Genomic DNA, 22,762 nt, shown 5'->3' on the forward strand with positions numbered 1-22,762 from the left:
GGCATTGAACTGCCTGGGGTCCTGTACCTGCGGCGAATGGCCCAGTTCGGCGAATTCGACCAGCGTCGCGCCGGCAATCGCCGCAGCGGCCGATTTGCCCAGCGCCGGATAGTTGCCCAACCGTGCCTTCACTTCTGCCGGTGCCAGGTCACGACCGATCGCGGTGCGGTCCTTCTGGCCGATGAACAGCGCGGTCGGCACCTTCAGATTCTTCAGCTCGTACACCACCGGCTGGTTGAACACCATGTCCGAGGCAAGTGCCTGGCTCCAGGCCACCGCCTGCCTGCCGTCGCCCTCGTACATGCCCGCTTGCATGCGTGCCCAGGTTTCATAGGCAGGCTTCCAGGTGCCGTCGTAGTACACGTCCAGCTGGTAGCGGCGGATGCTCTCGTAACTGGTTTTCAGCTCGCCGGCATACCAGGCATCGACGCTTCGCCACGGCACGCCCAGCGCCTTCCAGTCCTCCAGGCCGATCGGATTGACCAGCGACAGGCTGCGCAGGTCCTGCGGATAGGTCAGTGCATAGCGCACCGCCAGCATGCCCCCCATCGAATGGCCGACCAGGTGCACGGGCAGGCCGCCGAGCTGCAGCTGCTGCAGCAGTGCATGGGTGTTGGCGGCGAGCTGGCCGAATGAATACTGGTAGCGCTCGGGCTTGCTGGATTTGCAGAAGCCGACCTGGTCAGGTGCGATCACTCGGTAACCGGCGGCGAGCAGGGGAGGGATGGTTTCCTTCCAGGTCGCCGCGCAGAAATTCTTGCCATGCAGGAGCACCACCACGCCGATCGGCGCGGTCGTCGGCGCGATGTCCAGATAGGCCATCTGCAGCGGTTGCTGCTGCGATTCCAGGGTGAAGGTCTGTACCGGATGGCCGTAATCGAAGCCCTCCAGCCGCGGCCCATAGGCGGGAGCGGCAGCGGCGGTGAGGGGCAGGCAGGCCAGCAGTGCGGCGGCGATCACGCGCATGGGACATTCCGTGACAGGGGATGCCCGAGCCTAACCGGAATGCGGTGACGGTGTCGTCCGGCAGATGCCCGTCATCAGCACTCGATGACGTTCACCGCGAGGCCGCCGCGGCTGGTTTCCTTGTACTTGTCCTGCATGTCGCGGCCGGTGTCGCGCATGGTCTTGATGACCTTGTCCAGCGACACCTTGTGCTTGCCATCGCCGCGCATTGCCATGCGCGAGGCGTTGATCGCCTTCACCGCGCCCATCGCGTTGCGCTCGATGCAGGGAATCTGCACCAGCCCACCGATCGGGTCGCAGGTCAGGCCGAGGTTGTGTTCCATGCCGATTTCCGCGGCATTCTCGATCTGGCTTGGATTGCCACCCAGCGCCGCAACCAGGCCGCCGGCCGCCATCGAGCAGGCCACGCCCACTTCGCCCTGGCAGCCTACTTCGGCACCGGAAATCGAAGCATTCTCCTTGTAGAGGATGCCGATCGCGGCCGAGGTCAGCAGGAAGTCGAACACACGCTGCTCGTTCGCGCCCGGGCAGAACCGGTCGAAGTAATGCAGCACCGCGGGCAGCACGCCGGCCGCACCGTTGGTCGGCGCGGTTACCACGCGGCCACCGGCGGCGTTTTCCTCGTTCACGGCCAGCGCGTAAAGATTGACCCAGTCCAGCGTGGTCAGCGGATCGCGCATCGCCGCTTCCGGCTTCGACGATAGCTCGCGGTACAGCGCCGGCGCGCGACGGCCGACCTTCAGGCCGCCCGGCAGCACGCCTTCCTCGCGGATGCCGCGCGTCACGCACGACTGCATCGCGCTCCAGATCTCGCGCAGCTGGGCGCGGATCTCGTCCTCGCTGCGCCAGCACTTCTCGTTCTCGAACATCAGCTGCGCGATGCTCAGGCCGCTGCGCGCGGTCTGCGCGAGCAGTTCATCGCCGCTCTTGAACGGATAGGGCAGCGGGGTTTCGTCGGGCACGATGCGGTCATCGGCCGCGTCATCCTGGTTGACCACGAAGCCACCGCCAACGGAGTAATAGTCGCGCGTGGCGATCACTTCATCGTCGGCGTTGTACGCGGTGAAGCGCATGCCGTTGGTGTGGTACGGCAGCTTCTGCCGCTTGTTCATGCCGAGGTCGCGCTTCTCGTCGAAGGCGATCTCATGCTGGCCCATCAGCTGGATGCGCTTGCTGCTGCGGATGCGCTCCAGCGTGGACGGAATGATGTCCGGATCGATCAGGTTGGGGCGCTGGCCTTCCAGGCCAAGCAGGATCGCCTTGTCGGTGCCATGGCCGCGACCGGTCAGCGCCAGCGAACCGTAGACGTCGGCGCGGATGCGTGCGACCTCGTGCAGGCGGCCGGGGTCGAGCAGCCAGCGATGGATGAACCGCTCGGCGGCCTTCATCGGTCCGACGGTGTGGGAAGAGCTCGGGCCAATGCCGATCTTGAAAACGTCGAACGTGCTGACAGCCATGGATGCCAAACTGCGGGTACCGGACAAGCGGCTATTCTAGCGGCTTGCCGGGCCCTCCGATGGCTGCGGCGCAGCATTTCCGCCAAGCGAGGCAAGCCGGTGTTGACCCTGTTCCAGCGTGACGACTGCCACCTGTGCGATATGGCCCTGGCCGAACTGGCCAAGGCACGCGCGCCCGAGTTCGAATCGGTGTTCCTGGATGACCATCCAGCGCTGGAGGCGCACTACGGCGCGCGGGTACCGGTGCTGCGCGACGAGGCGGGTGGCCGCGAACTGGACTGGCCCTTCGATGCGGCGCGGGTGCGGGCCTGGCTGGCTGCGGGGTGAAGCCGCCGGGCATGGCCCGGCGCTACCCTGTATCACCGTTCCCAGGTGGAGCCGGGCATGGCCCGTGGCTTACTTCGCGTCGAACTTCACGATCGTGCTGATCGCGGTTTCGTCGGGGATGGTCTTGGTGTCGGCCCAATCGCCGGCGCCGACGCTGAAGTCCAGGCGCTTGACGGTGGCCTTGCCGGTGAGCACCGGCTGCGTGCCCGGCTTCCAGGTGAAGGTGAGCGTCACCGGCTTGCTGACACCACGCAGTTCCAGCGTGCCATCGGCGGCGAACTGGTCATTGCCGATGGCGCGGAAGCCCTTCGCGGTGTAACGCGCGGTGGCGAACTTGCCGACATTGAAGAAGTCCGCGCTCTGCAGCGTCGAGTCACGATCGCTGTTGCCGCTCCTGGCGCCGGCCAGCGGAATCACGACGTCGAGTGACCCGGCCGCCGGATTGGCGGGATCGAAGCTGAGCTTGGTGGCGAAGCCCGGGAAGCTGCCGGTGAACACTTCGCCGTCGTACTTGCTGGCAAATACCAGGATCGAGCCCGGGCCGGGAGCCTGTGCATAGTCCGCGGCCAACGCCGGGGCAGTGGCCAGCATGCCGGCCAGGGCAGCGGCCACGGCCGCCGGGGTGGTCAGTTTCAGATTCATCGGTCAGTCCTTCTGGGGAGAGGCAAGCCAGCCACGCGGCAGCATGCGGCTCAACGTCGCGTCGCGCTGGAACAGGTGGTGGTAAAGGGCAGCGCCGGCATGGGCCAGCACCACAGCGATCAGCAGCCAGAAGCCGTACTCATGGATCGCATGCGACACGGCGACAACCTGCGGATCCGGTCCGCTGAGCTTGGGCACATCGACCAGGCCGAACCAGCGGAAGGGCCGCAGCCCGCTGGCAGAGTCGTACAGCCAGCCCGAAAGCGGAATGGCGAACATCAGCACGTACAGCAGCACGTGGGTGGCGCTGGCGATGCGCTCCTGCCAGCTGGGCACACCCGGCACCGGCTTGGGCGCACCGGCGTAGAGGCGCCAGACCAGGCGCAGCAGCACCAGGGCCAGCACAGTGATGCCGATCGACTTGTGCGCGGTGTAAACCCAGAAGTATTTGGGCGTCCTGGGCAGTTCGCCCATGGTCAGGCCGATCACGCCAAGGGCGAGGATCAGTAGTGCGATCAACCAGTGCAGGGTCTGGCTGACACTGCCCCAGGCGGCAGGGGAGTTCTTGGCGGTCATGCGGGGTCCTTGGGGGCCGTCTTGCTGTCGGAGTGGGGAACCGGGGCAGGAGTTCCCGGCCTGTCGCTGCGGTCGAGGAAGGCCTCGGCCTCGATCCGTACCTGTACCGCGTCGCCGATCACCCCGGGCCAGGCGGTGATGCCGAACGCGCGGCGGCTCAACGTGGTGCTGGCGGAAAAACCGGCGGTGCGGCGGAACGGCGGCAACGGATAGCGTTTGATGGCATTGAGGGTCACATCCAGCGCGACCTCCTGGCTGACCCCGCGCAGGGTCAGCGTGCCGAACACACGGGCGTGGTTGGCATCGATCGGTTCGACCCGCGACGATACGAACCGGGCGCTGGGAAACCGCTCGCCATCAAGCAGGCTGCGGGCCAGCGTGGCCTGGTTCCATTTGGCATCTCCCAGATCCAGCCGGGCGACCGGCACATCGACCTGCAGGGTTGCCTCGCGCCAGTTGTCGGGATCGAACTGAATGTGGCCCTCACTGCCCGATACCGTCCCCATGGCCTGCGAGTAGCCGGCATGATCGATCGTGAACAGCACCCGCGTGTGCACCGGATCCAGCCGGTAGGTATCGAGCTGTGCCCAGGCGGGCGCAGCGGCGAGCAGCAACGGCAGCAGGAGCAGGCGGGGTCGCATCGATGGCGGGCTCCGGGAGGGGACGCTGCGATCATACGCACAGCCCCCTGACAACGCTGCGTGCATGGCTGCAACAGTTCGTGGTGGCGATGCCACTGGAAACGGGCTGTTGCAGTCGTGAAGCCTGGGCTGTGTGACAATCGCGGCTGGATCGGGGGTTCAGGATGACGAGTGGCTGGCGTCTGTGGTGCCGAGGCATCGCAGTAACGGGTCTGCTGCTGCTGGCAAGCGCCACGGTGGCCGCGACTCTGGACATGGCTGGGGAGACACCACGACTGCGCCGCTTCGGCGCCGCCGAGGGCTTGCCGTCGCGCATGGTCGTGGCCCTGGCCGAGGACCGCCAGGGGTACATCTGGGCGGCCACCGATGGTGGGCTGGCCCGCTATGACGGCACGACGCTGCGGGTCTGGCAGCATGAACCGGAGCGGCCGGGTTCGCTGCCGGGCAACGAGATCGAGACCCTGCTGGTGGATCCGCTGGACCGGGTGTGGGTCGGCATCAACGGCAAGGGCATCGCCCGGCTGGACGCGGATCGCGAGCGTTTCTCCAGCTTCGCCGCGGTGAACAATGAATGCCAGAGCCAGTTCTGGACACTGGCCTATGCGGACGATGCGCTGTGGATCGGCACCAGCGGCCATGGCGTGTGCCGCTTCGGCGAGGATGGCAGCCTGCGCTTCTTCCAGCATGATCCGCAGCGCCCCGGCGGCTTGCCCAGCAACACCATCTTCAGCAGCCTGGTCGACGCGCAGGGCCGCCTGTGGGTCGGTACCGAGGCCGGTGTCGCCCGCTGGAACGGCAACAGCTTCGAGGCCATCGCGCCGCGCGAGCTGGGCAGGGTCAGCGTGCTGCGTCTCAGCCGCGACCCCGATGGATCGATCTGGGTCGGCAGCCAGAACGAAGGCCTGTTCCGCATCGATGCCCAGGACCGCGTCAGCCGTCCACGCTGGTCCGGCAGTGATCGCTTTCGCTCGGCACTGGTGCTGGCGGATCGGCAGGGAGGCTACTGGGCAGGTACCTCGGATGGGCTGCTGCGCGGTGATGCGCAGACACTGTGGCGCCTGGAGGGCGATCGCGGCAGCGGCTTCCTGACCGCCCACAGCGGCGTGCTCGATCTGCTGCAGGACCACGAAGGCGGGGTCTGGGTGGCCCTGCTGAGCCAGGGGTTGGCCTATCTGCCGCCGGACTGGCGCCGCTTCTCCACCTGGAACCAGCTCGACGGCAAACCGCTGGACAGCCAGTACCTGCTCAGCGCGGCCACCGATGGCCGGAATTACTACGTGAGTTCGGCACACGGCGTGTACCGGATCGATGCGCAGGGCGTGCTGAGTCTGCTTGCCAGTGATCGCGAGCTGGGCAGTGGCGCGGTCTGGTCGGTATTGCCGCGGCCGGACGGCCGCCTCTGGCTGGGCCGCGCCGGGCGCATCACCGTCTATGACCCGGCCACCCGCGCAACCCGGGAGTGGCGCATCGACGGCGGCTCCGACCTGCGCCAGCGCATCGACCTGATGCGGCAGGCGCCGGATGGCACCGCCTGGGTGTCGGTGATGAACGTCGGCGTGCAGCAGCGTCTGGACGATGGCCGGGTGCTGCGCAGCTTCCCCGTCGAGGGATTCCGCGGCCTGGGCGATGCGCCGATCGAGCAGATTCGATTCGATCCGCGCGGGCAGGCCTGGGTGATGGGGGACATGGGCCTCTGGCGCCAGCAGGGTGAGCGCTTCGAGGCGGTTCCTGGCGTCTCGCGGGGATCGATCTACGACCTGGTGTGGATCGATCCGCAGCAGCTGTGGCTCGCCCGCCAGGGCGCCTTCGAGCGCTACCAGTGGGACGGCATGAGCCTGCGCCTGGTGCAGCGCGTCGATGCTGCCGCCGGCGTGCCACCCCTGAGCATGGGTGGGCTGGCCTTGGCCGACGATGGCCGCCTGTGGGCCACCACGCCGCGCGGTCTGCTGCGCTGGGATCCGAAAACGAAGCGGCTGAGGCAGTTCACCGAGCGCGACGGACTGCCCGATGCCGAATTCACCGGCCGGCCGCCTGCGGTGAACGCCGATGGCCGCGTGCTCGCGGTGACCCAGACCGGCGCGGTCGGTTTCGACGTCAATGCCGCCGACACCCCACTGCCATCGTCCGCGCTGGTGATCGCGCAGGTGCGCGTACGTCGCGACGATGCGCGCGGCTGGCAACCCCTGCCGACCACCGGGGTGCTGCTGCTGGGTCCGGATGACCGAGATCTGCAGATCGACGCGCGGCTGCTCTCGTACGGCAACCCGCAGGGCAACCGCTATCGGTTCCGGGTGCAGGGCTATGACCAGAACTGGGTGGAGCAGGGGGGCGACGGCCAGCGCACGCTGTCGCGCCTCGCGCCCGGTGCCTACGTGATCGAAGTACAGGCGGCCACCGACAGTGGTCCGTGGACGCCGTCGCAGCAACTGCAGGTGAAGGTATTGCCGCCCTGGTGGCGCAGCGGCATGGCGATCTTCGGCTACCTGCTGCTGGGCTCGTTGCTGCTGCTGGTGCTGGCATGGGCGATCCGCAGCCGTCTGAGAAGGCGCCAGCAGTGGCAGCTGACCGTGCACAAGCAGCAGCTCGCCGAGCAGGCCTCGCAGGCCAAGAGCCACTTCCTGGCCACGCTGGGTCATGAGGTGCGCACGCCGATGACCGGCGTACTGGGCATGAGCGAACTGCTGCTGGCCACATCACTGGATCCGGTACAGCGCAGCTATGCCGGATCGATCCAGCAGGCGGGCAGCCATCTGCTGCGTCTGGTCAACGATGCCCTGGACCTGGCCCGGATCGAAGCCGGGCGGCTGGAGCTGGACCTGCGTCCGTTCGATCTTGCCGCGCTGTTGGACCAGGTGCAGATGCTGATGCGGCCGATGGCGCAGCAGCGCCAGCTCGATTTTGTACGCGAGGATGCCTTGCCCGGCCCGATCAGCGTCAGTGGCGATGAAATGCGCATCCGCCAGATCCTGCTGAACCTGCTCGGCAATGCCATCAAGTTCACCGAGCGCGGCCAGGTCGGCCTGGGCGTGCGGCTGCAGGAGGATGGCGGCGGGGTGTGCTTCGAGGTGTTCGATACCGGCCCCGGCATCAATGCCGAACAGCAGCAGCGTCTGTTCCATCGCTTCGAGCAGGCCGATGGCCCGCGGACAGCATCGCGCTATGGCGGCAGCGGGCTGGGCCTGGCGATCTGCCAGGAACTGGCCGTGGCGATGGGGGGGCGCATCGATGTCGACAGCCAGCCGGGCAGGGGCGCACGGTTCCGCGTGCAGCTGCCGCTGCCGTGGACCCGCCAGGCTGCCCACAGTGGTTCCGACAGGGCGTCGCCACCGCCGCTGCCGCCGCTGCGCATCCTGCTGGTCGAAGATGACGCCACGGTAGCGGACGTCATCGCCGGCCTGCTGCGCGGTCGTGGCCACGACGTAGTGCACGTGCTGCACGGCCTGGGGGCTTTGTCGGAGATCGCGACCGAGGGGTTCGATGTCGGTCTGCTCGACCTGGATCTGCCGGCCCTGGACGGAACGGCGATCGCCCGTCAGCTGCGCGCCATGGGCTATGAGCTGCCACTGGTGGCGGTGACCGCGCGGTCCGATGCCTATGCGGAGGCGCAGGTGCTGGCCGCCGGTTTCGACGGCTTCCTGCGCAAGCCGGTCACGGGCGACATGCTGGTGGCGGCCATCGTGCAGGCTCGCAGCAAGCGCCAGGGTGAGGGCTGATTGCGCCGGCGCCGGGCGTGAACGGCGCGACTTTCGGTTTACCATGCCGACGCCCGCACGACGGGCACCATCTGGGAACGCGTGAGGAGGCGATCGGTGGCGTATCTGCGGGCGGCGATGCTGCTGATGCTTCTGCTGTGCTGCCTGGCGCCCGCTGCCGCACAGCCGGTACCGCCCACGCCCCGGCAGGTGACGGTGTTCGATGGCCTGCCGTCCAACACCGTCAACCGCATGGCGGAGGACCGCTACGGCTACCTGTGGATCGCCACCAATGACGGGCTGGCACGATACGACGGCCGCAACTACCGGGTCTGGCGCTCCGAGGATGGCCTGCGCGACAACCGCATCTGGACCGTACTGGTCGATACCCGCAACCGCTTGTGGATCGGCACCGAGAATGCCGGCCTGGTAAGGATGTCGGCCGACCGCCGGCAGCTGCGGTTCTTCGACCGCAGCAGCCAGCCGCTGATGAGCACCAATACGATCTGGAGCCTGGCCGCCACCCCCGATGGCTCGATCTGGTTCGGTACCCACGAAGGCGGGCTGTACCGGGTGGATGGCAATGATCGGGTGCAGCGCTTCCTGCCCGAGGCGAACAATCCGCGCAGCCTGCCGGCCGCTGCGGTGCCCTATCTGGCCACGCTGCCCGACGGCAGCCTGTGGGTGGGCACCAAGCATGGCGTGGCGCGTTGGACCGGCAGCGATTTCGAGCGGGTCGGCGACGAGCAGGTGCCCGGCCAGCTGATCAACGGTCTGACCGCCGAACCTGACGGCAGCCTGTGGATCAGCACGCTGGCCGGCGCATTCGTGCGCCGGCCGGATGGTCGCTTCGAGCGGCAACCCTGGTCGGTGCCAGCCGGCGACGAGGTGCTGGGCATGATGCTGCGCGATGAGCAGGGGGGCTACTGGCTGGACACCCGCAGCGGACTCGGTCGCGCGGTCGATGGCCAGTACCAGACGGTGCCGCTGTACAGCGCGATCGCGCGCGGCCAGGTGCGGCCGAACTGGACCGGCGCCTACGAGGATCGCGAGGGCGGCATCTGGCTGGCCAGCACCAATGCCGGTCTCTGGCATTTGTTGCCACGGTGGTGGCAGTTCTCGGTGTTCTCGCGTCTGGAGGACGATGCATCGTCACTGCGCAACGCCTACGTACTCGGCACCAGTGCGTCCAGCAACGGAGGTGTCTGGACGGTCGGCAGCCACGGCGCGCTGGATCGCTTCAATCCCCGTACCGGCCGGATCGAGCAGTTCCGGCGCGGCGTCAATGGCATCCACTGGCTGACCTCGGTTCGCGAGGACCGCCATGGCCGGGTCTGGATCGGTTCGTCCGGAGCGCTGCTGCGCTATGACCCGGCACGCGACGAGCTGCGCCGCTGGGGACGCGACGCGCCTGCCGATGCCGCGATGGAGGGCGATGTCGACGCACTGATGATCTGCGACAGCAACAGCCTGTGGTTGATGATGCCCGCCGGCCTGCAGCAGCGCGATCTGGAAGGTCGGCTGCTGCTCGAACTGGACAATGGCCAGAACGGACTGCAGACCGGCCAGCTGAACCAGGATCTGGTATGCGGTCCGCAGAACCAGCTGTGGCTGGCCAGCAGCCGCGGGCTGCTGCAGTGGCAGCCTGAGCAGCAGCGCTTCCAGCCGGTGCCCGGCGCGCCGGCAACGGCACTGTACGCGGCGTATACCGGCAGCGACGGCCAGGTGTGGCTGTCCGAGGACGGCCGGTTGTCGCGCTATCGATGGAGCCAGGGGCGTCTGGAGCGGCAGGGGGTCATTGGTGCCGAACAGGGATATCCGGCGGTTTCCGCCACCGGTCTGGTGGTCGATGCGCAGGGTGTGGCCTGGGCCACCAGCGCACGCGGCCTGGTGCGGGTCGGCGCGGACGGCCAGAGCGTGCGCCTGTATGGCGTGCACGATGGCCTGCCCAGCCAGGAGTTCCGCGCGCATACCTTGATCGCGACGTCTTCGGGACGGCTGGTGGCAGGCACGCCGGCCGGCGTGGTGGTGTTCGATCCGGAACAGGTGCGGCCTTCGGTGCGCCGCGCACCGCTGGTGATCGAGCGGGTGGAGGTGCGCCGCAACGAGCAGGTGCTGGACCTGACCCACGACGCACCGTTGCTGATCGCCGACGGCGACCGCGATCTGCGCATCGTGGCGCGCCTGCTGTCCTTCGCCGATTCGGCCTCCAATTCGTATCGCTACCGCCTGGCCGGCTATGACCCGGACTGGGTCGAGGTCGGGCCCGCCGGTGAACGCCTGTTCTCGCGGCTGCCGCCGGGCAGCTATCGGCTGGAAGTGCAGGCGCGCTCGGCCGACCACGTCTGGTCGCGGGTGCAGACCCTGGAGTTCCGCGTGCAGCCGCCGTGGTGGCGCAGCCTGTCGGGCCTGCTGGTGCTGACGTCGATCGCGTTGCTGCTGACCAGTTGGTTTGCATGGCTGTACCGTCGCCGCCTGCAGCGTCGCCACGCCTACCAGCTGGCGTTGCACAAGCAGGAACTTGCCGAGCAGGCCTCGGCGGCCAAGACACGCTTCCTGGCCAATCTGGGCCATGAGATCCGCACGCCGATGACCGGTGTGATGGGCATGAGCGAGCTGCTGTTGTCCTCGCCGCTGGATCCTCAGCAGCGCGGCTACACCCAGTCCATCCGCCAGGCGGGCGAGCATCTGCTGCATCTGGTCAACGATGCGCTGGACCTGGCGCGGATCGAATCGGGGCGCCTGGAACTGCAGTCCCGGCCGTTCGCGCTCCATTGCCTGCTGCAGGACCTGGCCGCGCTGATGGGGCCGCTGGCCGCGCAGAAGGGACTGCGTTTCGTCCTGGACAATCGCTTGCCGCCCGGCCTGCAGGCCACCGGCGATGCGATCCGGGTGCGGCAGATCCTGCTCAACCTGCTGTCCAACGCGGTGAAGTTCACCAGCCGTGGCACCATCACCCTGCATGCCCGGTGCGATGAGGCGATGCGTGCACTCCAGTTCGAAGTGCGTGACACCGGGCCGGGCATCAGCCAGGAACAGCAGCTGCGCCTGTTCCGCCGGTTCGAGCAGGCTGACGGTGCACGTACCGCGGCGCAGTATGGTGGCAGTGGCCTGGGGCTGGCGATCTGCCGCGAGCTGGCGCAGGCGATGCAGGGCCGGATCCAGGTCGAAAGCCAGTTGGGGCGCGGAACCTGCTTTGGAGTGATGCTGCCCCTGCCGCTGGAAGTGGACGCCGACGCCGATGCGGACAGCGCCGCGCGGAGCGAGGATGCAGTAGCGAACATGCCCCCCCTGCGCGTGCTGCTGGTGGAGGATGACGCGACGGTGGCCGATGTCGTGCAGGGTCTTCTGAGTGCGCGCGGCCATGAGGTGGTGCATGCCGGGCATGCGTTGGCGGCGCTGCGCGAGATCAGCGGGAGTGATTTCGATGTGGCCCTGCTTGACCTGGACCTGCCGGGCCTCAGCGGCTTCGAGCTGGCCGAGCATCTGCGCAACCAGGGGTACACGCTGCCGTTGCTGGCGGTGACCGCGCGCACGGACCCGGACCTGCAGAAGCAGGTGGAAGCGGCCGGGATCGGCGGTTTCCTGCGCAAGCCGGTCACGGGCGAGCTGCTGGTGGAGGCCATCGCCAAGGTGTTGGGGCGCTGAGGCCGGGTACAGTCCGGCAGGCTACTCCGCGACGTGTTCGACCTGGCGGGGTTCGGGCTTGGTGTCCGGCAACTGCCAGAAGATCATCGTCGAAGTCAGTGTGATCGCGCCCACGCACAGGAACGTGGCGTGCAACGCCGCCGTCGCGCCGTGGCCCTCCAGGTGCGTGCCGAAGGCGGCCAGCAGGCTGCCTGCCGCCGCCGCGCCGAAGCCGGCAGCCAGCATCATCACCATCGACAGCAGACTGTTGCCCGAACTGGCGAACTCCCGATCCAGATCGCGCAGGGTCACGGTGTTCATCACGGTGAACTGCAGCGAATTGACCGCACCGAAGAAGGCCAGCTGCAGCAGGCGCCAGCCCAGGTGCTGGCCCGGCGTCATCAGGATGAAGCTGGCCATGGCCAGGCCCACCAGCACGGTGTTGGTCATCAGCACGCGCCGATAGCCGTAGCGTTCGACCAGCTTCACCGCCAGCCGCTTGGAGACCATGCCGGCCGCGGCCACCGGTACCATCATCAGTCCGGCATTCATCGGTCCCAGGCCAAGGCCCACCTGCAGCAGCAGCGGAATCAGCATCGGCATGGCGCTGCTGCCGATGCGTGAGAACAGGTTGCCGAGGATGCCGATGCGATAGCTGGGCACACGGAACAGCGCCAGCGAGAACAACGGCGCGGTCGAGTTGGCCGCGTGCAGCCAATAGCCCACCAGTGCGGCCAGCCCCGCCACGGTCATCAGCATCACCAGCGCGTGCGGCGTACCCAGCCCGGAGATGCCGTCCAGCGCCAGCGACAGCACCACCATCGCAAAGGCCAGCATGATGTAGCCGCGCAGGTCGAAGCGGGTGCGGTGGCTGGCGTAATGGTCCGGCATGATCTTCATCGCAGCGATGAAGCCGATCACGCCGATCGGAAGGTTGATCAGGAACACCCAGTGCCAGGAGGCGATCTCGACCAGCCAGCCGCCCAGCGTCGGGCCGATCAAGGGGCCGATCAGGGCGGGGATGGCGATGAAGCTCATCGCACGCAGGAAGTCCTCGCGCGGCACCGAACGCATCACCGCCAGGCGGCCGACCGGCAGCAGCATCGCACCGCCGATGCCCTGCAGCACGCGGGCACCCACCAGCTGATGCAGGTGCTGGGCCAGCGCGCAGGCCAGCGAGCCGAGGGTGAACAGGATGATCGCCACCAGGAAGGTGCGCCGGGTGCCGTAGCGGTCAGCGATCCAGCCGGAGGCGGGAATGAACGTGGCGACCGCCAGTGCATAGCTGAACACCACCGACTGCATCTGCAGCGGACTCTCGCCCAGGCTGGCCGCCATCGCCGGCAGCGCCGTGTTGACGATGGTCGAGTCCAGCATCTGCATGAAGATCGCCAGGGACACCAGCCACAGCAGGGGGCGCTGGCGGTTGTAGGTCGATGGCGATGTGGACATGGGTTGTGGCCGGTGCAACGTGGGGGCGCCATGATCGCGCACTGCGGGTCACGGCGCGATCAACATCGCGCCGCAACCGCATGCGCACTGCTCAGCGCTGGCTGTGCGCGTGCACCGCGTCGACCAGTACCTGCACGTGGGCCGGGTCCATGTCCGGTGACATGCCATGGCCCAGGTTGAACACGTGGCCCTCGCGCGACCCGCCATTGCCGGCGGCGTAGGTGTCGAGCACGCGCGCGGCAGCGGTGGCGATCGCATCGGGCGAAGCGTACAGCGTGGTGGGGTCGAGGTTGCCCTGCAGGGCAACGCGACCACCGGTGCGGCGCAGCGCTTCGTCCAGGTCCAGCGTCCAGTCCAGGCCCAGTGCATCCGCACCGGTCTGCGACAGTGCTTCCAGGTGCAGGCCGGTGCCCTTGCCGAACAGGATCAGCGGCGTACGCTCGCTGCCTTCGCCACGGTCCAGGCCCTGGGCAATCCGCTGCAGGTAGCGCAGCGAGAATTCGCGGTACATCGCCGGCGACAGCACGCCGCCCCAAGTATCGAAAACCTGCAGGGCCTGTGCGCCCGCTGCGCGTTGCGCGCCCAGGTAGGCGATGACCGCGTCGGTGGTGACCTCCAGCAGGCGGTGCAGCGCCTGCGGGTGGTTCAGCGCCATGGCCTTGATGCGCGAGAAATCCTTGCTGCCGCCGCCTTCCACCATGTAGCAGGCCAGTGTCCATGGGCTGCCGGAGAAACCGATCAGCGGCACCTGGCCATCCAGCTCGCGGCGGATCAGGCGCACCGCATCCATCACGTAGCCCAGGTCCTGCTCCATGTCCGGCACCGCCAGCCTGGCGATGGCGGCTTCGTCACGTACCGGGTGGCGGAACTTGGGGCCTTCGCCTTCGACGAAGTACAGCTCCAGCCCCATCGCGTCGGGGATGGTGAGGATGTCCGAGAACAGGATGGCGGCATCCAGCGGGAAACGCCGCAGCGGCTGCAGGGTGACTTCGCAGGCGATCTCCGGGCTCTTGGCCATCGCCAGGAAGCTGCCGGCCTTGGCCCGGGTCGCGCGGTACTCCGGCAGGTAGCGGCCGGCCTGGCGCATCAGCCAGACGGGCGTGCAATCCACCGGTTCGCGGCGCAGAGCGCGTAGCAGGCGATCGTTGCGGAGAGGGCTGGTCACGTTGAACGTTCCTTGGATCGAAGGTGGGCAGCGGCGTCAGTCGCCGTGCGAAAGGATCTGGAAGCCACGATGCAGTTCGGCATCGCGCGCCTTCTCGAAGGCGTGGCGGGCTTCGTCGGCCTGCAGGAACAGCTCGCGGCGCAGCTGCGAGCGGCCACCGACGCGGCCGCTTTCGCGCAGCAGCTCCCAGCCGCCGAAAAGATCCGGCTGCAGGCTCAGGCGCAGGAACCGCGGTGCCTGCGCACCGGCCTCGGGATGTTGCAGGTAGACATGCATGGCCCGATTGTAGCGGGGCCAGGGTGACCCCGGCCGCAACGCGGTAGCGCCGGGCCATGCCCGGCGAACGCGGAAGCGATCAACCCTGGCCCAGCACCTTCAATACCGCTGCTTCATCCACGTCCGGCACCACCTCGGCCCGACCCATGCCGCGCCAGAGCACCAGGCGCAGTCGACCGGCCACGTTCTTCTTGTCCAGCCGCATGCGGCCGAGCAGGGCCTGCGGATCCAGGCCGGCCGGGATCGCGACCGGCAGCCCGAGCCTTTCCAGCAGCGCCTGCAGGCGCGCGCGGTCGGCATCGTCGGCCAGGCCGAGATCGGTGGACAGCCTGGCCGCCAGCACCATGCCCACTGCCACCGCCTCGCCATGGTTCAGCGCATCGCGGCCCGGCGCCGAATAGCCCTGTTCGGTTTCGATGGCATGGCCGAAGGTGTGGCCGAGGTTCAGCAGGGCACGCTCCCCCTTCTCGAACGGATCGCGCTCGACGATGGCGGCCTTGTGCCTGCAGCTGCGGGCGATGGCTTCGGCCAGCACCGCGTCCTCGCCAGCGGACAGCGCGTCGGCGTGGTGCTGCAGCCAGTCGAAGAAATCCGCATCGCCCAGTGCGCCGTACTTCACCACCTCGGCCAGCCCCGCGCGCAGCTCGCGCGGCGGCAGGGTGGCCAGCACCGCGGTATCGGCCACCACCGCGCGCGGCGGATGGAAGGCGCCGACCAGATTCTTGCCGGCAGGAATGTCTACGGCAGTCTTGCCGCCCACCGACGAATCGACCATCGCCAGCAGCGTGGTCGGCAGCTGCACGCAGTCGATGCCCCGCATCCAGCAGGCTGCGGCGAAGCCGGCCAGGTCGCCGACGACCCCCCCACCGAGCGCGAACACACAGGCATCGCGGGTGGCGCCCAGGGCTGCCAGCGCTTCGATGGCGCGGCCGAATTCGGCCAGGGTCTTGGAGGCTTCGCCGGCAGCCAGCACGTGTTCGCCGACGACCAGGTCCGAACGCGCGGCCAGCAGGGTCTGCTTCAGCCGCGCCAGGTACAGCGGGGCGACGTCACTGTCGCTGAGCAGCAGGACGTGGCGCCCCCGCACGTGGCGGGCGAGGGCAGGGCCATTGCTCTGGACGCCGGCGCCGATGGAGATGGTGTAAGGGCGGTCACCGCCAACGGCGACCTGCAGCGGAGTGGGGGAAGTCATGCGATCAGGTCCTGGCGCTGCCATTGCGCGGCGAGCTTGACGACCAGCTGGGCGGTGGCGTCGGCAGCGGTGTACGGGTCGGTATCAAGGGTGAGGTCGGCCAGTTCGCGGTACAGCGGATCGCGATGGGCGGCCAGGTCATGCAGCACCTGCTCGCGGTCGGGGCGCTGCAGCAACGGCCGGGCCTTGTCGCGGGCCAGCCGTTCCAGTTGCGCGGTCACGCTGACGCGCAGGTAGACCACGAAGCCACGGCGGGCGATCAATGCCCGGTTGTCCGGGTCCAGTACCGCTCCGCCGCCGGTCGAGACCAGTTGGCCGTGGCCCTGCAGGAGGCGGGCCAGCGCGTCGCGCTCGAGGCTGCGGAAGCCGGTTTCGCCGGAGTGCTCGAAGATCGTGGGAATGCTGGCTCCGGCGGCGTCGACGATGGACTGGTCGACATCGACGAAGTCCAGCGTGAAGCGCTCGGCGAGGCGGCGGCCGATGCAGGTTTTGCCGGCGCCCATCGGGCCGATCAGGATCAGGTTCGGAGCAGGATTCATGCGCCCTGATGCTAACACCTCCGTGCCCCGGCCTTTACGTCCTTCACGTCAGGGTGGGACTTCCTGCGGGGATTCCCGCGTTCAACGGAGTACAGGCCATGTCGGTTGCCAAGGTCATCGAAATCACCGCCTCTTCGCCCACGAGCGTGGAGGATGCCGTGCGCAGCGGCCTGAAGAAGGTCTCCGGAACCGTGAAGGGCATCCAGGGGGCCTGGATCAACGAGACCAAGGTGGTCACCAATGGCAGCGGTGAGATCACCGAATGGCGGGTCAATCTGCGGGTGACCTTCCTGGTGGAATGAGGGGCCTCAGCGCAGTGCCTGTATCTGGCGCTGCGCATCCAGCACCACCACCCGGTCGGCGAGGGCCGGCAGTGCATGCAGCGCCTGCCGGCTGACCCGCTCGAAGTACTGCACGAAGCGCTCCAGCTGCGGCCGGGTCATGCCATGCCGGCCGGGCTGGGCCGCCTGCAGGTTCTGCTCCTGCTGCCAGCGCCAGCGCGGTACTACCGAGAAGTCCGGCGGCTGCAGGAACCACAGGCGGTCACAGCGTTGCCACAATGCCGGGTAGTCGCGGCCCAGGGCCTGGTTGCACCAGTGGCGCCAGCGGCCATCGCTGTCGGCATCACGTTCAAGGGCGTTCAACGGCTGAGCCAGTTCGGATTCCTCCTGCGCCGGTGTGCCCAGGAACCAGCCTTCGAACACCAGCAGGTCCAGCGGCTTTTCCAGCCGTGGCCACTGCGCCTGTGGCAGGCGCTCGTCGGCCAGCTTGTCGAAGCGCGGCAGCGCCAGTGGTTCGCGCGCGGCGGCGGCATCGAGCAGCGCGTGGACCAGCGGCAGGTCGTGGGTGCCCGGCGGCCCCCGGGTGATCAACAGCGGATGGACCTGGCGTGCCAGCCGCTGCCGTTGCGCGCGGGTCAGGTAGACATCATCGATGGACAGCGTCGCGGCGTTCAGGCCCCGGTTCCGGGCGCGCGCCACCACCTGCTCGGCCAGCGTCGATTTGCCGCTCCCCTGCAGCCCGCTGATCGCCAATACTGGAACCGCCGCGCCGCTGCCCAGCGCATCATCCAGTGCCTGCTCGGCCAATGTTTCGGGAAATCCTTTCACCTGGGGCATATACGCAGCAGCGACCATGCCGCCACAATAGATCAATCCGTGTGAGAAGAACGCAATCATGAGCGACCTGTACGCCGAAGCCCTGTCCACGTTTGCGGCCCTGTTCGACGAGGCCAAACAGAGCCGCGAGGTCGAGCCCAACGCGATGACCGTGGCCAGTGCCGACCTGCACGGTCGTCCATCGGCGCGCACCGTGCTGCTGAAGGCCTTCGATGAGCGTGGCTTCGTGTTCTATACCCACCTGGACAGCCACAAGGGCCAGGAGCTGCGGGCCAATCCGCAGGCGGCCCTGCTGTTCCTGTGGCGCAGCCTGCGCGAGGCCGGCATCCAGGTGCGCATCGAAGGCCGTGTCGAACAGGTGGCCGATGCGGAAGCAGACGCCTATTTCGCCAGCCGTCCGCGCATGAGCCAGATCGGCGCGTGGGCCTCGCAGCAGTCGAAGACGCTTGCAACGCGCGAAGAGTTCGATGCGCGCGTGGCCGAGGTCGAGGCACGTTTCGAGGGCAAGGACGTGCCGCGTCCGGACGGCTGGAGTGGCCTGCGCGTGGTGCCCGACCGCATCGAGTTCTGGTACGGCGCGCAGTTCCGCCTGCACGAGCGGTGGTGCTATGAAGCCGGCGCCGAGGGGCGCTGGAGCAAGCGCCTGTTGTATCCGTGAGCGGCTGCGCTGCCACGATCCGCCAGGCCACACCGGCCGATGCCGCTGCATGGTCGCAGCTGCGCGTGGGCCTGTGGCCCGACGCCGATGATCCACTGGAGGAGCTGGCGCAGTCGCTGGCCGATCCGGAAGGTGCGGTGTTCCTGGCGTGCGCGGCTGATGGTGAGGCGGTCGGTTTCGCCGAGGTGCGCCTGCGCCACGACTATGTGAACGGCACCGGTTCCTCGCCGGTCGGGTTCCTGGAAGGCTGGTATGTAACGCCGCAGTGGCAGGGCCGCGCTGTCGGCCGTGCCCTGCTGGCGGAAGTGCAGGCGTGGACGCGGGACGCGGGCTGCAGCGAGCTGGCCTCGGACAGCCGCCTGGAGGACGTAGAGGCGCACGCGGCACACCGCGCCTGTGGCTTTGAAGAGACCGAGCGGGTGGTCTATTTCCGCATGCCGCTGGACGCGGCCACGCGGGGGTAGTGCCAACCTTGGCTGGCGGCGCGCCGCGCGGTCCGCGCTGCGCCTGCCTACAGTCCTTCCGCGCGCAGCCAGCGCCACAAGGTGGTGCGTGACACGCCGAGCACCTGGGCCATGCCTTCGCGGTCATTGCGGTGTTCCCGCAGCAGCGCCTGCAGCTGGGCCCGTGCCGGGCGCCTGCCATTGCTTTCCAGCCGCAGGGACGGGGTGCTTTCGCGCGCCAGTTCCGGCGCGAGCTGCAGCAGGCGCCCAGCGTCGATCATCCCGTCTGCCGGCTGCCAGTGGATGCGCAGGCGGTCGACCAGATTGCGCAGTTCTCTCACATTGCCCGGCCAGTCGGCGGCACCCAGCACTGCCATCGCGTCCTGGTCCAGGGGGGCGTCGATACCGCGCAGCTGGCGGAAGAAGTGCCGGGTCAGCAGCGGGATGTCAGCGCGCCGGGCACGCAGCGGGGGCAGTGCGATGCGCAGTGCCGCCAGCCGGTAGTAGAGGTCGCGCCTGAAGCTGCCGGCAGCTGCGCGATGCTCCAGCGACTGCAGCGTCGCGGCCACCACCCGCAGGTCCACGGGTGTTGGTTCGGTGGCGCCGACGCGCAGCACTTCACGTTCTTCCAGTACGCGCAGCAGGCGGGTCTGCAGCGGCAAGGGCAGCTCGCCGATCTCGTCAAGGAACAGTGTGCCGCCATCGGCCGCTTCGACCAGGCCGACCCGGCCGCCACGACGTGCGCCCGTGAAGGCGCCATCGCTGTAGCCGAACAGTTCGGCTTCCAGCAGCGATTCGCTGATCGCGCCGCAGTTCAGCGCGACGAAACGACCGCGCCGGCCGCTGGCGGCGTGCAGTTGCCGTGCCACCAGTTCCTTGCCGGTACCGGTCTCGCCGGTGACCAGCACGGTGCTGTCGTGCGGTGCATAGAGCGCGATCTGTGCGCGCACCTGCGCCATCGCCTCGCTGTCGCCGAGCAGCGCGTATGCATCGCCGCGCGGGGCGGCACTGCGCCGCACGGTGGGGCGTGGACCCACCGAGCGTGCCAGGGTCTGGGTCAGTTCCAGCGCATGCTCGAAGGCCTGCCGTACCGAGTCGGCCGAATACAGCAGCACGCCCGGCAGCCCGGCCTGCTCGGCATGGTCGATGGCCATCCCGGTGCCGACGATCACTTCGATGCCGTTGGCACGCAGATCGGCGATGCAGTCGCGCGCATCTTCGCGGGTGACGAAGCGGCGGTGCTCGATATCCAGGCCGAAGCTCTGCTGGAAGCCGCTGAACACCGGCACGTCGCTGGCATGGGTGACCAGGCCGATGCGTGCGGCGATGCGGCGCGCGCGCGCCAGAGCCTCCATCAGGTCGAAGCCGTTGGCCTGGATCGGCACCAGCGGCAGGTCGAGCCGACTGCGCAGCCAGGCCGCGTTCGAGCCACCGGCAATCACCACGTCGCAGTGCTCGCGGCGCAGGCGCTGGCCGATCACCTCCACCGCCTCTTCGAAGCCGAGGTTGATCTGCTCGATGCGCGCGCGGCGGTCGAACTCGGGAATGACGTCACCCAGCAGGCCGGTCAGCCGCGAAACGCTGACCGTCCAGATCACCGGGCGACCGGGGTCGGCGTCGGCATGGCGCAGGGGCGAGCGGGGCAGATACATGGGGCGGACACCGGCACGGGAGTGTTTCATGATACATCTGTTTCAATGTTTCATATGTTTCATGGCTGTCAGCCGGTCATGCCTTTGAAATCAATCGCTTGCAGCTTGGCATGGTGCTTGCGCCTCCCACCTGTTCCTCAACATGGATTGCCGCATGACCGCTTCCGCCCCTTCTTCCGCCGGTGCCCGCTTCCGCGAGGCTCTGGCCGCCGAATCGCCGCTGCAGGTGATCGGTGCGATCAACGCCAACCACGCCCTGCTGGCCAAGCGCGCCGGCTTCCGCGCCATCTACCTGTCCGGCGGTGGTGTTGCCGCAGGCTCGCTGGGCCTGCCGGACCTGGGCATCAACACCCTGGAAGACGTGCTGGTGGACGTGCGCCGCATCACCGACGTCTGCGACCTGCCGCTGATGGTGGACATCGATACCGGCTTCGGACCCAGCGCGTTCAACATCGCGCGCACCGTGAAGTCGCTGATCAAGGCCGGCGCGGCCGCCTGCCACATCGAGGACCAGGTGGGCGCCAAGCGCTGTGGTCACCGTCCCGGCAAGGAGATCGTTTCGCAGGGTGAGATGGTCGACCGCGTGAAGGCCGCCGCTGATGCAAAGACCGATCCGGATTTCTTCCTGATCGCACGCACCGATGCCATCCAGGTGGACGGCGTGGACAAGGCCATCGAGCGCGCCATCGCCTGTGTCGAAGCGGGCGCTGATGGCATCTTCGCCGAGGCTGCCTACGATCTGGACACCTACCGCCGCTTCGTCGATGCGGTGAAGGTGCCGGTGCTGGCCAACATCACCGAATTCGGTGCGACGCCGCTGTTCAGCCGCGACGAGCTGGCCTCGGCCGGGGTCGCCATCCAGCTGTTCCCGCTGTCGGCGTTCCGCGCGGCGAACAAGGCGGCGGAGAACGTCTACCAGGCGGTGCGCCGCGACGGTCACCAGCGCAGCGTGGTCGACGCCATGCAGACCCGCGAAGAACTGTACGACCGCATCGGCTACCACGCGTTCGAGCAGCAGCTCGACGCACTGTTCGCCGCCAAGAAATAAGCAGTACCCTGCACCATCAAGTTTTCGGAGGGAAACATGAACGATACGACCGCAACCCCGACCTTCAAGCCGAAGAAATCCGTCGCCCTGTCCGGCACTGCCGCCGGCAACACCGCGCTGTGCAGCGTCGGTCGCAGCGGCAATGACCTGCACTACCGTGGCTACGACATCCTGGATCTGGCCAACACCAGCGAATTCGAGGAAATCGCGTACCTGCTGGTGCACGGCAAGCTGCCGACCCGCGCCGAGCTGGTTTCGTACAAGGCCAAGCTGAAGTCGCTGCGTGGCATCCCGGCCGCGGTGAAAGCCGCGCTGGAAGAACTGCCGCCGTCGGCACACCCGATGGACGTGATGCGCACTGGCGTGTCGGTGCTCGGCTGCGTGGCGCCGGAAAAGGATGACCACAACCATCCGGGTGCACGCGACATCGCCGACAAGCTGATGGCCTGCCTCGGCTCGATGCTGCTGTACTGGTACCACTGGAGCCACAACGGCCGCGCCATCGACGTGGAGACCGATGACGATTCCATCGGTGGCCACTTCCTGCACCTGCTGCACGGCGAGAAGCCACAGGATTCGTGGGTGAAGGCGATGCACACCTCGCTGATCCTGTACGCAGAGCATGAGTTCAATGCGTCCACCTTCACCTGCCGTGTCATCGCCGGTACCGGCAGCGACATGTACAGTGCGATCTGTGGTGGCATCGGCGCGCTGCGCGGCCCCAAGCACGGCGGCGCCAACGAAGTGGCCTTCGAGGTGCAGAAGCGCTACGACAGCCCGGATGAGGCCGAAGAGGACATCAAGGCCCGCGTCGAGCGCAAGGAAGTGGTGATCGGCTTCGGCCACCCGGTGTACACCGTGTCCGACCCGCGCAACAAGGTGATCAAGGACGTCGCCCGTGAGCTGTCCGAAGAGCAGTCGAGCATGAAGATGTACGACATCGCCGAGCGCCTGGAGACGGTTATGTGGGACATCAAGAAAATGTTCCCGAACCTGGACTGGTTCAGCGCCGTCAGCTACCACATGATGGGCGTGCCGACCGCGATGTTCACCCCGCTGTTCGTCATCGCCCGCACCGCCGGCTGGAGCGCGCACATCGTCGAGCAGCGCATCGACGGCAAGATCATCCGTCCGAGCGCGAACTACATCGGCCCGGAAGATCGCGAGTTCGTGGCCATCGACAAGCGCGCCTGACCGCCGCGTGATCCATCCATCCGGTCGGCCCAGTGCCGGCCGGATGCCTTCATTGCCGCTCGCCGGCATCCGGCCCGCCCCAAGCATTCCGCCAGCC

Annotated in this window: 20 protein-coding genes; 8 read left to right on the plus strand and 12 right to left on the minus strand. The window is 67.9% G+C overall.

Translation table 11 applies throughout. From position 1 onward, the window contains the following. On the minus strand, positions 1–966 hold a 966-nt coding region (locus tag N7367_RS14275; RefSeq protein WP_279942630.1), incomplete at its 3' end, for an alpha/beta hydrolase. A 74-nt stretch (positions 967–1,040) separates the two neighbouring features. After that, positions 1,041–2,423, minus strand: a complete 1,383-nt coding sequence (locus N7367_RS14280) for an L-serine ammonia-lyase (protein WP_074899552.1) — start codon at positions 2,421–2,423, stop codon at positions 1,041–1,043. A gap of 141 nt (positions 2,424–2,564) precedes the next feature. On the opposite strand from N7367_RS14280, the gene N7367_RS14285 reads away from it, so the two are divergent. Next, positions 2,565–2,750: a thioredoxin family protein gene (locus N7367_RS14285; RefSeq protein ID WP_053519891.1), complete on the plus strand. Its 186-nt coding sequence runs from the start codon at positions 2,565–2,567 to the stop codon at positions 2,748–2,750. A 69-nt stretch (positions 2,751–2,819) separates the two neighbouring features. On the opposite strand, the gene N7367_RS14290 is transcribed toward N7367_RS14285, so the two are convergent. The 3 genes from N7367_RS14290 to N7367_RS14300 are packed head-to-tail and all read right to left on the minus strand — an operon-like array spanning position 2,820 to position 4,609. After that, entirely contained in the window at positions 2,820–3,392 is a 573-nt protein-coding gene (locus N7367_RS14290) for a YceI family protein (protein WP_279942631.1), read from the minus strand. A gap of 3 nt (positions 3,393–3,395) precedes the next feature. Beyond that, a complete protein-coding gene (locus N7367_RS14295; RefSeq protein ID WP_065182624.1) occupies positions 3,396–3,968 on the minus strand; it encodes a cytochrome b in 573 nt (190 codons plus the stop codon). Next, entirely contained in the window at positions 3,965–4,609 is a 645-nt protein-coding gene (locus N7367_RS14300; protein ID WP_279942632.1) for a YceI family protein, read from the minus strand. Before N7367_RS14300 ends, N7367_RS14295 begins: the two co-directional genes overlap by 4 nt. Before the next feature lie 164 nt (positions 4,610–4,773). Between N7367_RS14300 and N7367_RS14305 the strand changes: the two genes are divergently transcribed. Continuing rightward, entirely contained in the window at positions 4,774–8,322 is a 3,549-nt protein-coding gene (locus N7367_RS14305; RefSeq protein ID WP_279942633.1) for an ATP-binding protein, read from the plus strand. A gap of 96 nt (positions 8,323–8,418) precedes the next feature. Then, entirely contained in the window at positions 8,419–11,949 is a 3,531-nt protein-coding gene (locus N7367_RS14310) for a hybrid sensor histidine kinase/response regulator (protein ID WP_065182626.1), read from the plus strand. Between the two features lie 21 nt (positions 11,950–11,970). On the opposite strand, the gene mdtD is transcribed toward N7367_RS14310, so the two are convergent. The 5 genes from mdtD to N7367_RS14335 form a co-directional block, all read right to left on the minus strand. After that, the gene (mdtD, locus tag N7367_RS14315) at positions 11,971–13,380 is read right to left on the minus strand and encodes a multidrug transporter subunit MdtD (protein WP_065182627.1); all 1,410 of its coding nucleotides are present in this window, start codon (positions 13,378–13,380) and stop codon (positions 11,971–11,973) included. A gap of 91 nt (positions 13,381–13,471) precedes the next feature. Further along, complete coding sequence (gene hemE / locus N7367_RS14320; RefSeq protein WP_279942634.1) at positions 13,472–14,545, minus strand: uroporphyrinogen decarboxylase; 1,074 nt, start codon at positions 14,543–14,545, stop codon at positions 13,472–13,474. 36 nt (positions 14,546–14,581) lie between these two features. Next, positions 14,582–14,821, minus strand: a complete 240-nt coding sequence (locus N7367_RS14325) for a WGR domain-containing protein (RefSeq protein ID WP_053518663.1) — start codon at positions 14,819–14,821, stop codon at positions 14,582–14,584. 79 nt (positions 14,822–14,900) lie between these two features. Continuing rightward, the gene (gene aroB / locus N7367_RS14330; protein ID WP_065182629.1) at positions 14,901–16,013 is read right to left on the minus strand and encodes a 3-dehydroquinate synthase; all 1,113 of its coding nucleotides are present in this window, start codon (positions 16,011–16,013) and stop codon (positions 14,901–14,903) included. Beyond that, positions 16,010–16,552, minus strand: a complete 543-nt coding sequence (locus tag N7367_RS14335; protein WP_065174808.1) for a shikimate kinase — start codon at positions 16,550–16,552, stop codon at positions 16,010–16,012. The genes aroB and N7367_RS14335 overlap by 4 nt, the downstream gene beginning before the upstream one ends. 98 nt (positions 16,553–16,650) lie before the next feature. Between N7367_RS14335 and N7367_RS14340 the strand changes: the two genes are divergently transcribed. After that, complete coding sequence (locus N7367_RS14340) at positions 16,651–16,854, plus strand: dodecin family protein (protein WP_053518657.1); 204 nt, start codon at positions 16,651–16,653, stop codon at positions 16,852–16,854. 6 nt (positions 16,855–16,860) lie between these two features. Here N7367_RS14340 and N7367_RS14345 read toward each other — a convergent pair whose 3' ends face one another. Beyond that, positions 16,861–17,688: a kinase gene (locus N7367_RS14345; protein WP_065182630.1), complete on the minus strand. Its 828-nt coding sequence runs from the start codon at positions 17,686–17,688 to the stop codon at positions 16,861–16,863. Between the two features lie 40 nt (positions 17,689–17,728). Between N7367_RS14345 and pdxH the strand changes: the two genes are divergently transcribed. Further along, entirely contained in the window at positions 17,729–18,328 is a 600-nt protein-coding gene (gene pdxH, locus N7367_RS14350; RefSeq protein ID WP_053518654.1) for a pyridoxamine 5'-phosphate oxidase, read from the plus strand. Next, positions 18,325–18,792 (plus strand): aminoglycoside 6'-N-acetyltransferase, encoded by a 468-nt coding sequence (aacA, locus tag N7367_RS14355; RefSeq protein ID WP_065182632.1) that lies wholly within the window; start codon positions 18,325–18,327, stop codon positions 18,790–18,792. The genes pdxH and aacA overlap by 4 nt, the downstream gene beginning before the upstream one ends. 47 nt (positions 18,793–18,839) lie before the next feature. On the opposite strand, the gene prpR is transcribed toward aacA, so the two are convergent. After that, the gene (gene prpR / locus N7367_RS14360; RefSeq protein ID WP_279942636.1) at positions 18,840–20,423 is read right to left on the minus strand and encodes a propionate catabolism operon regulatory protein PrpR; all 1,584 of its coding nucleotides are present in this window, start codon (positions 20,421–20,423) and stop codon (positions 18,840–18,842) included. 154 nt (positions 20,424–20,577) lie between these two features. Between prpR and prpB the strand changes: the two genes are divergently transcribed. Both prpB and prpC read left to right on the plus strand, forming a co-directional pair. Beyond that, positions 20,578–21,471 carry a methylisocitrate lyase gene (gene prpB, locus N7367_RS14365; RefSeq protein ID WP_053518670.1) on the plus strand — a complete coding sequence of 298 codons (894 nt, stop codon included), beginning with the start codon at positions 20,578–20,580 and terminating at the stop codon, positions 21,469–21,471. Between the two features lie 36 nt (positions 21,472–21,507). Beyond that, positions 21,508–22,665, plus strand: coding sequence for a 2-methylcitrate synthase (prpC, locus tag N7367_RS14370; RefSeq protein ID WP_053518648.1), 1,158 nt, complete (start codon positions 21,508–21,510; stop codon positions 22,663–22,665). Positions 22,666–22,762: the final 97 nt, after the last annotated feature.

Source organism: Stenotrophomonas sp. GD04145 (assembly GCF_029835135.1).
GTDB classification, from domain to species: domain Bacteria; phylum Pseudomonadota; class Gammaproteobacteria; order Xanthomonadales; family Xanthomonadaceae; genus Stenotrophomonas; species Stenotrophomonas maltophilia_P.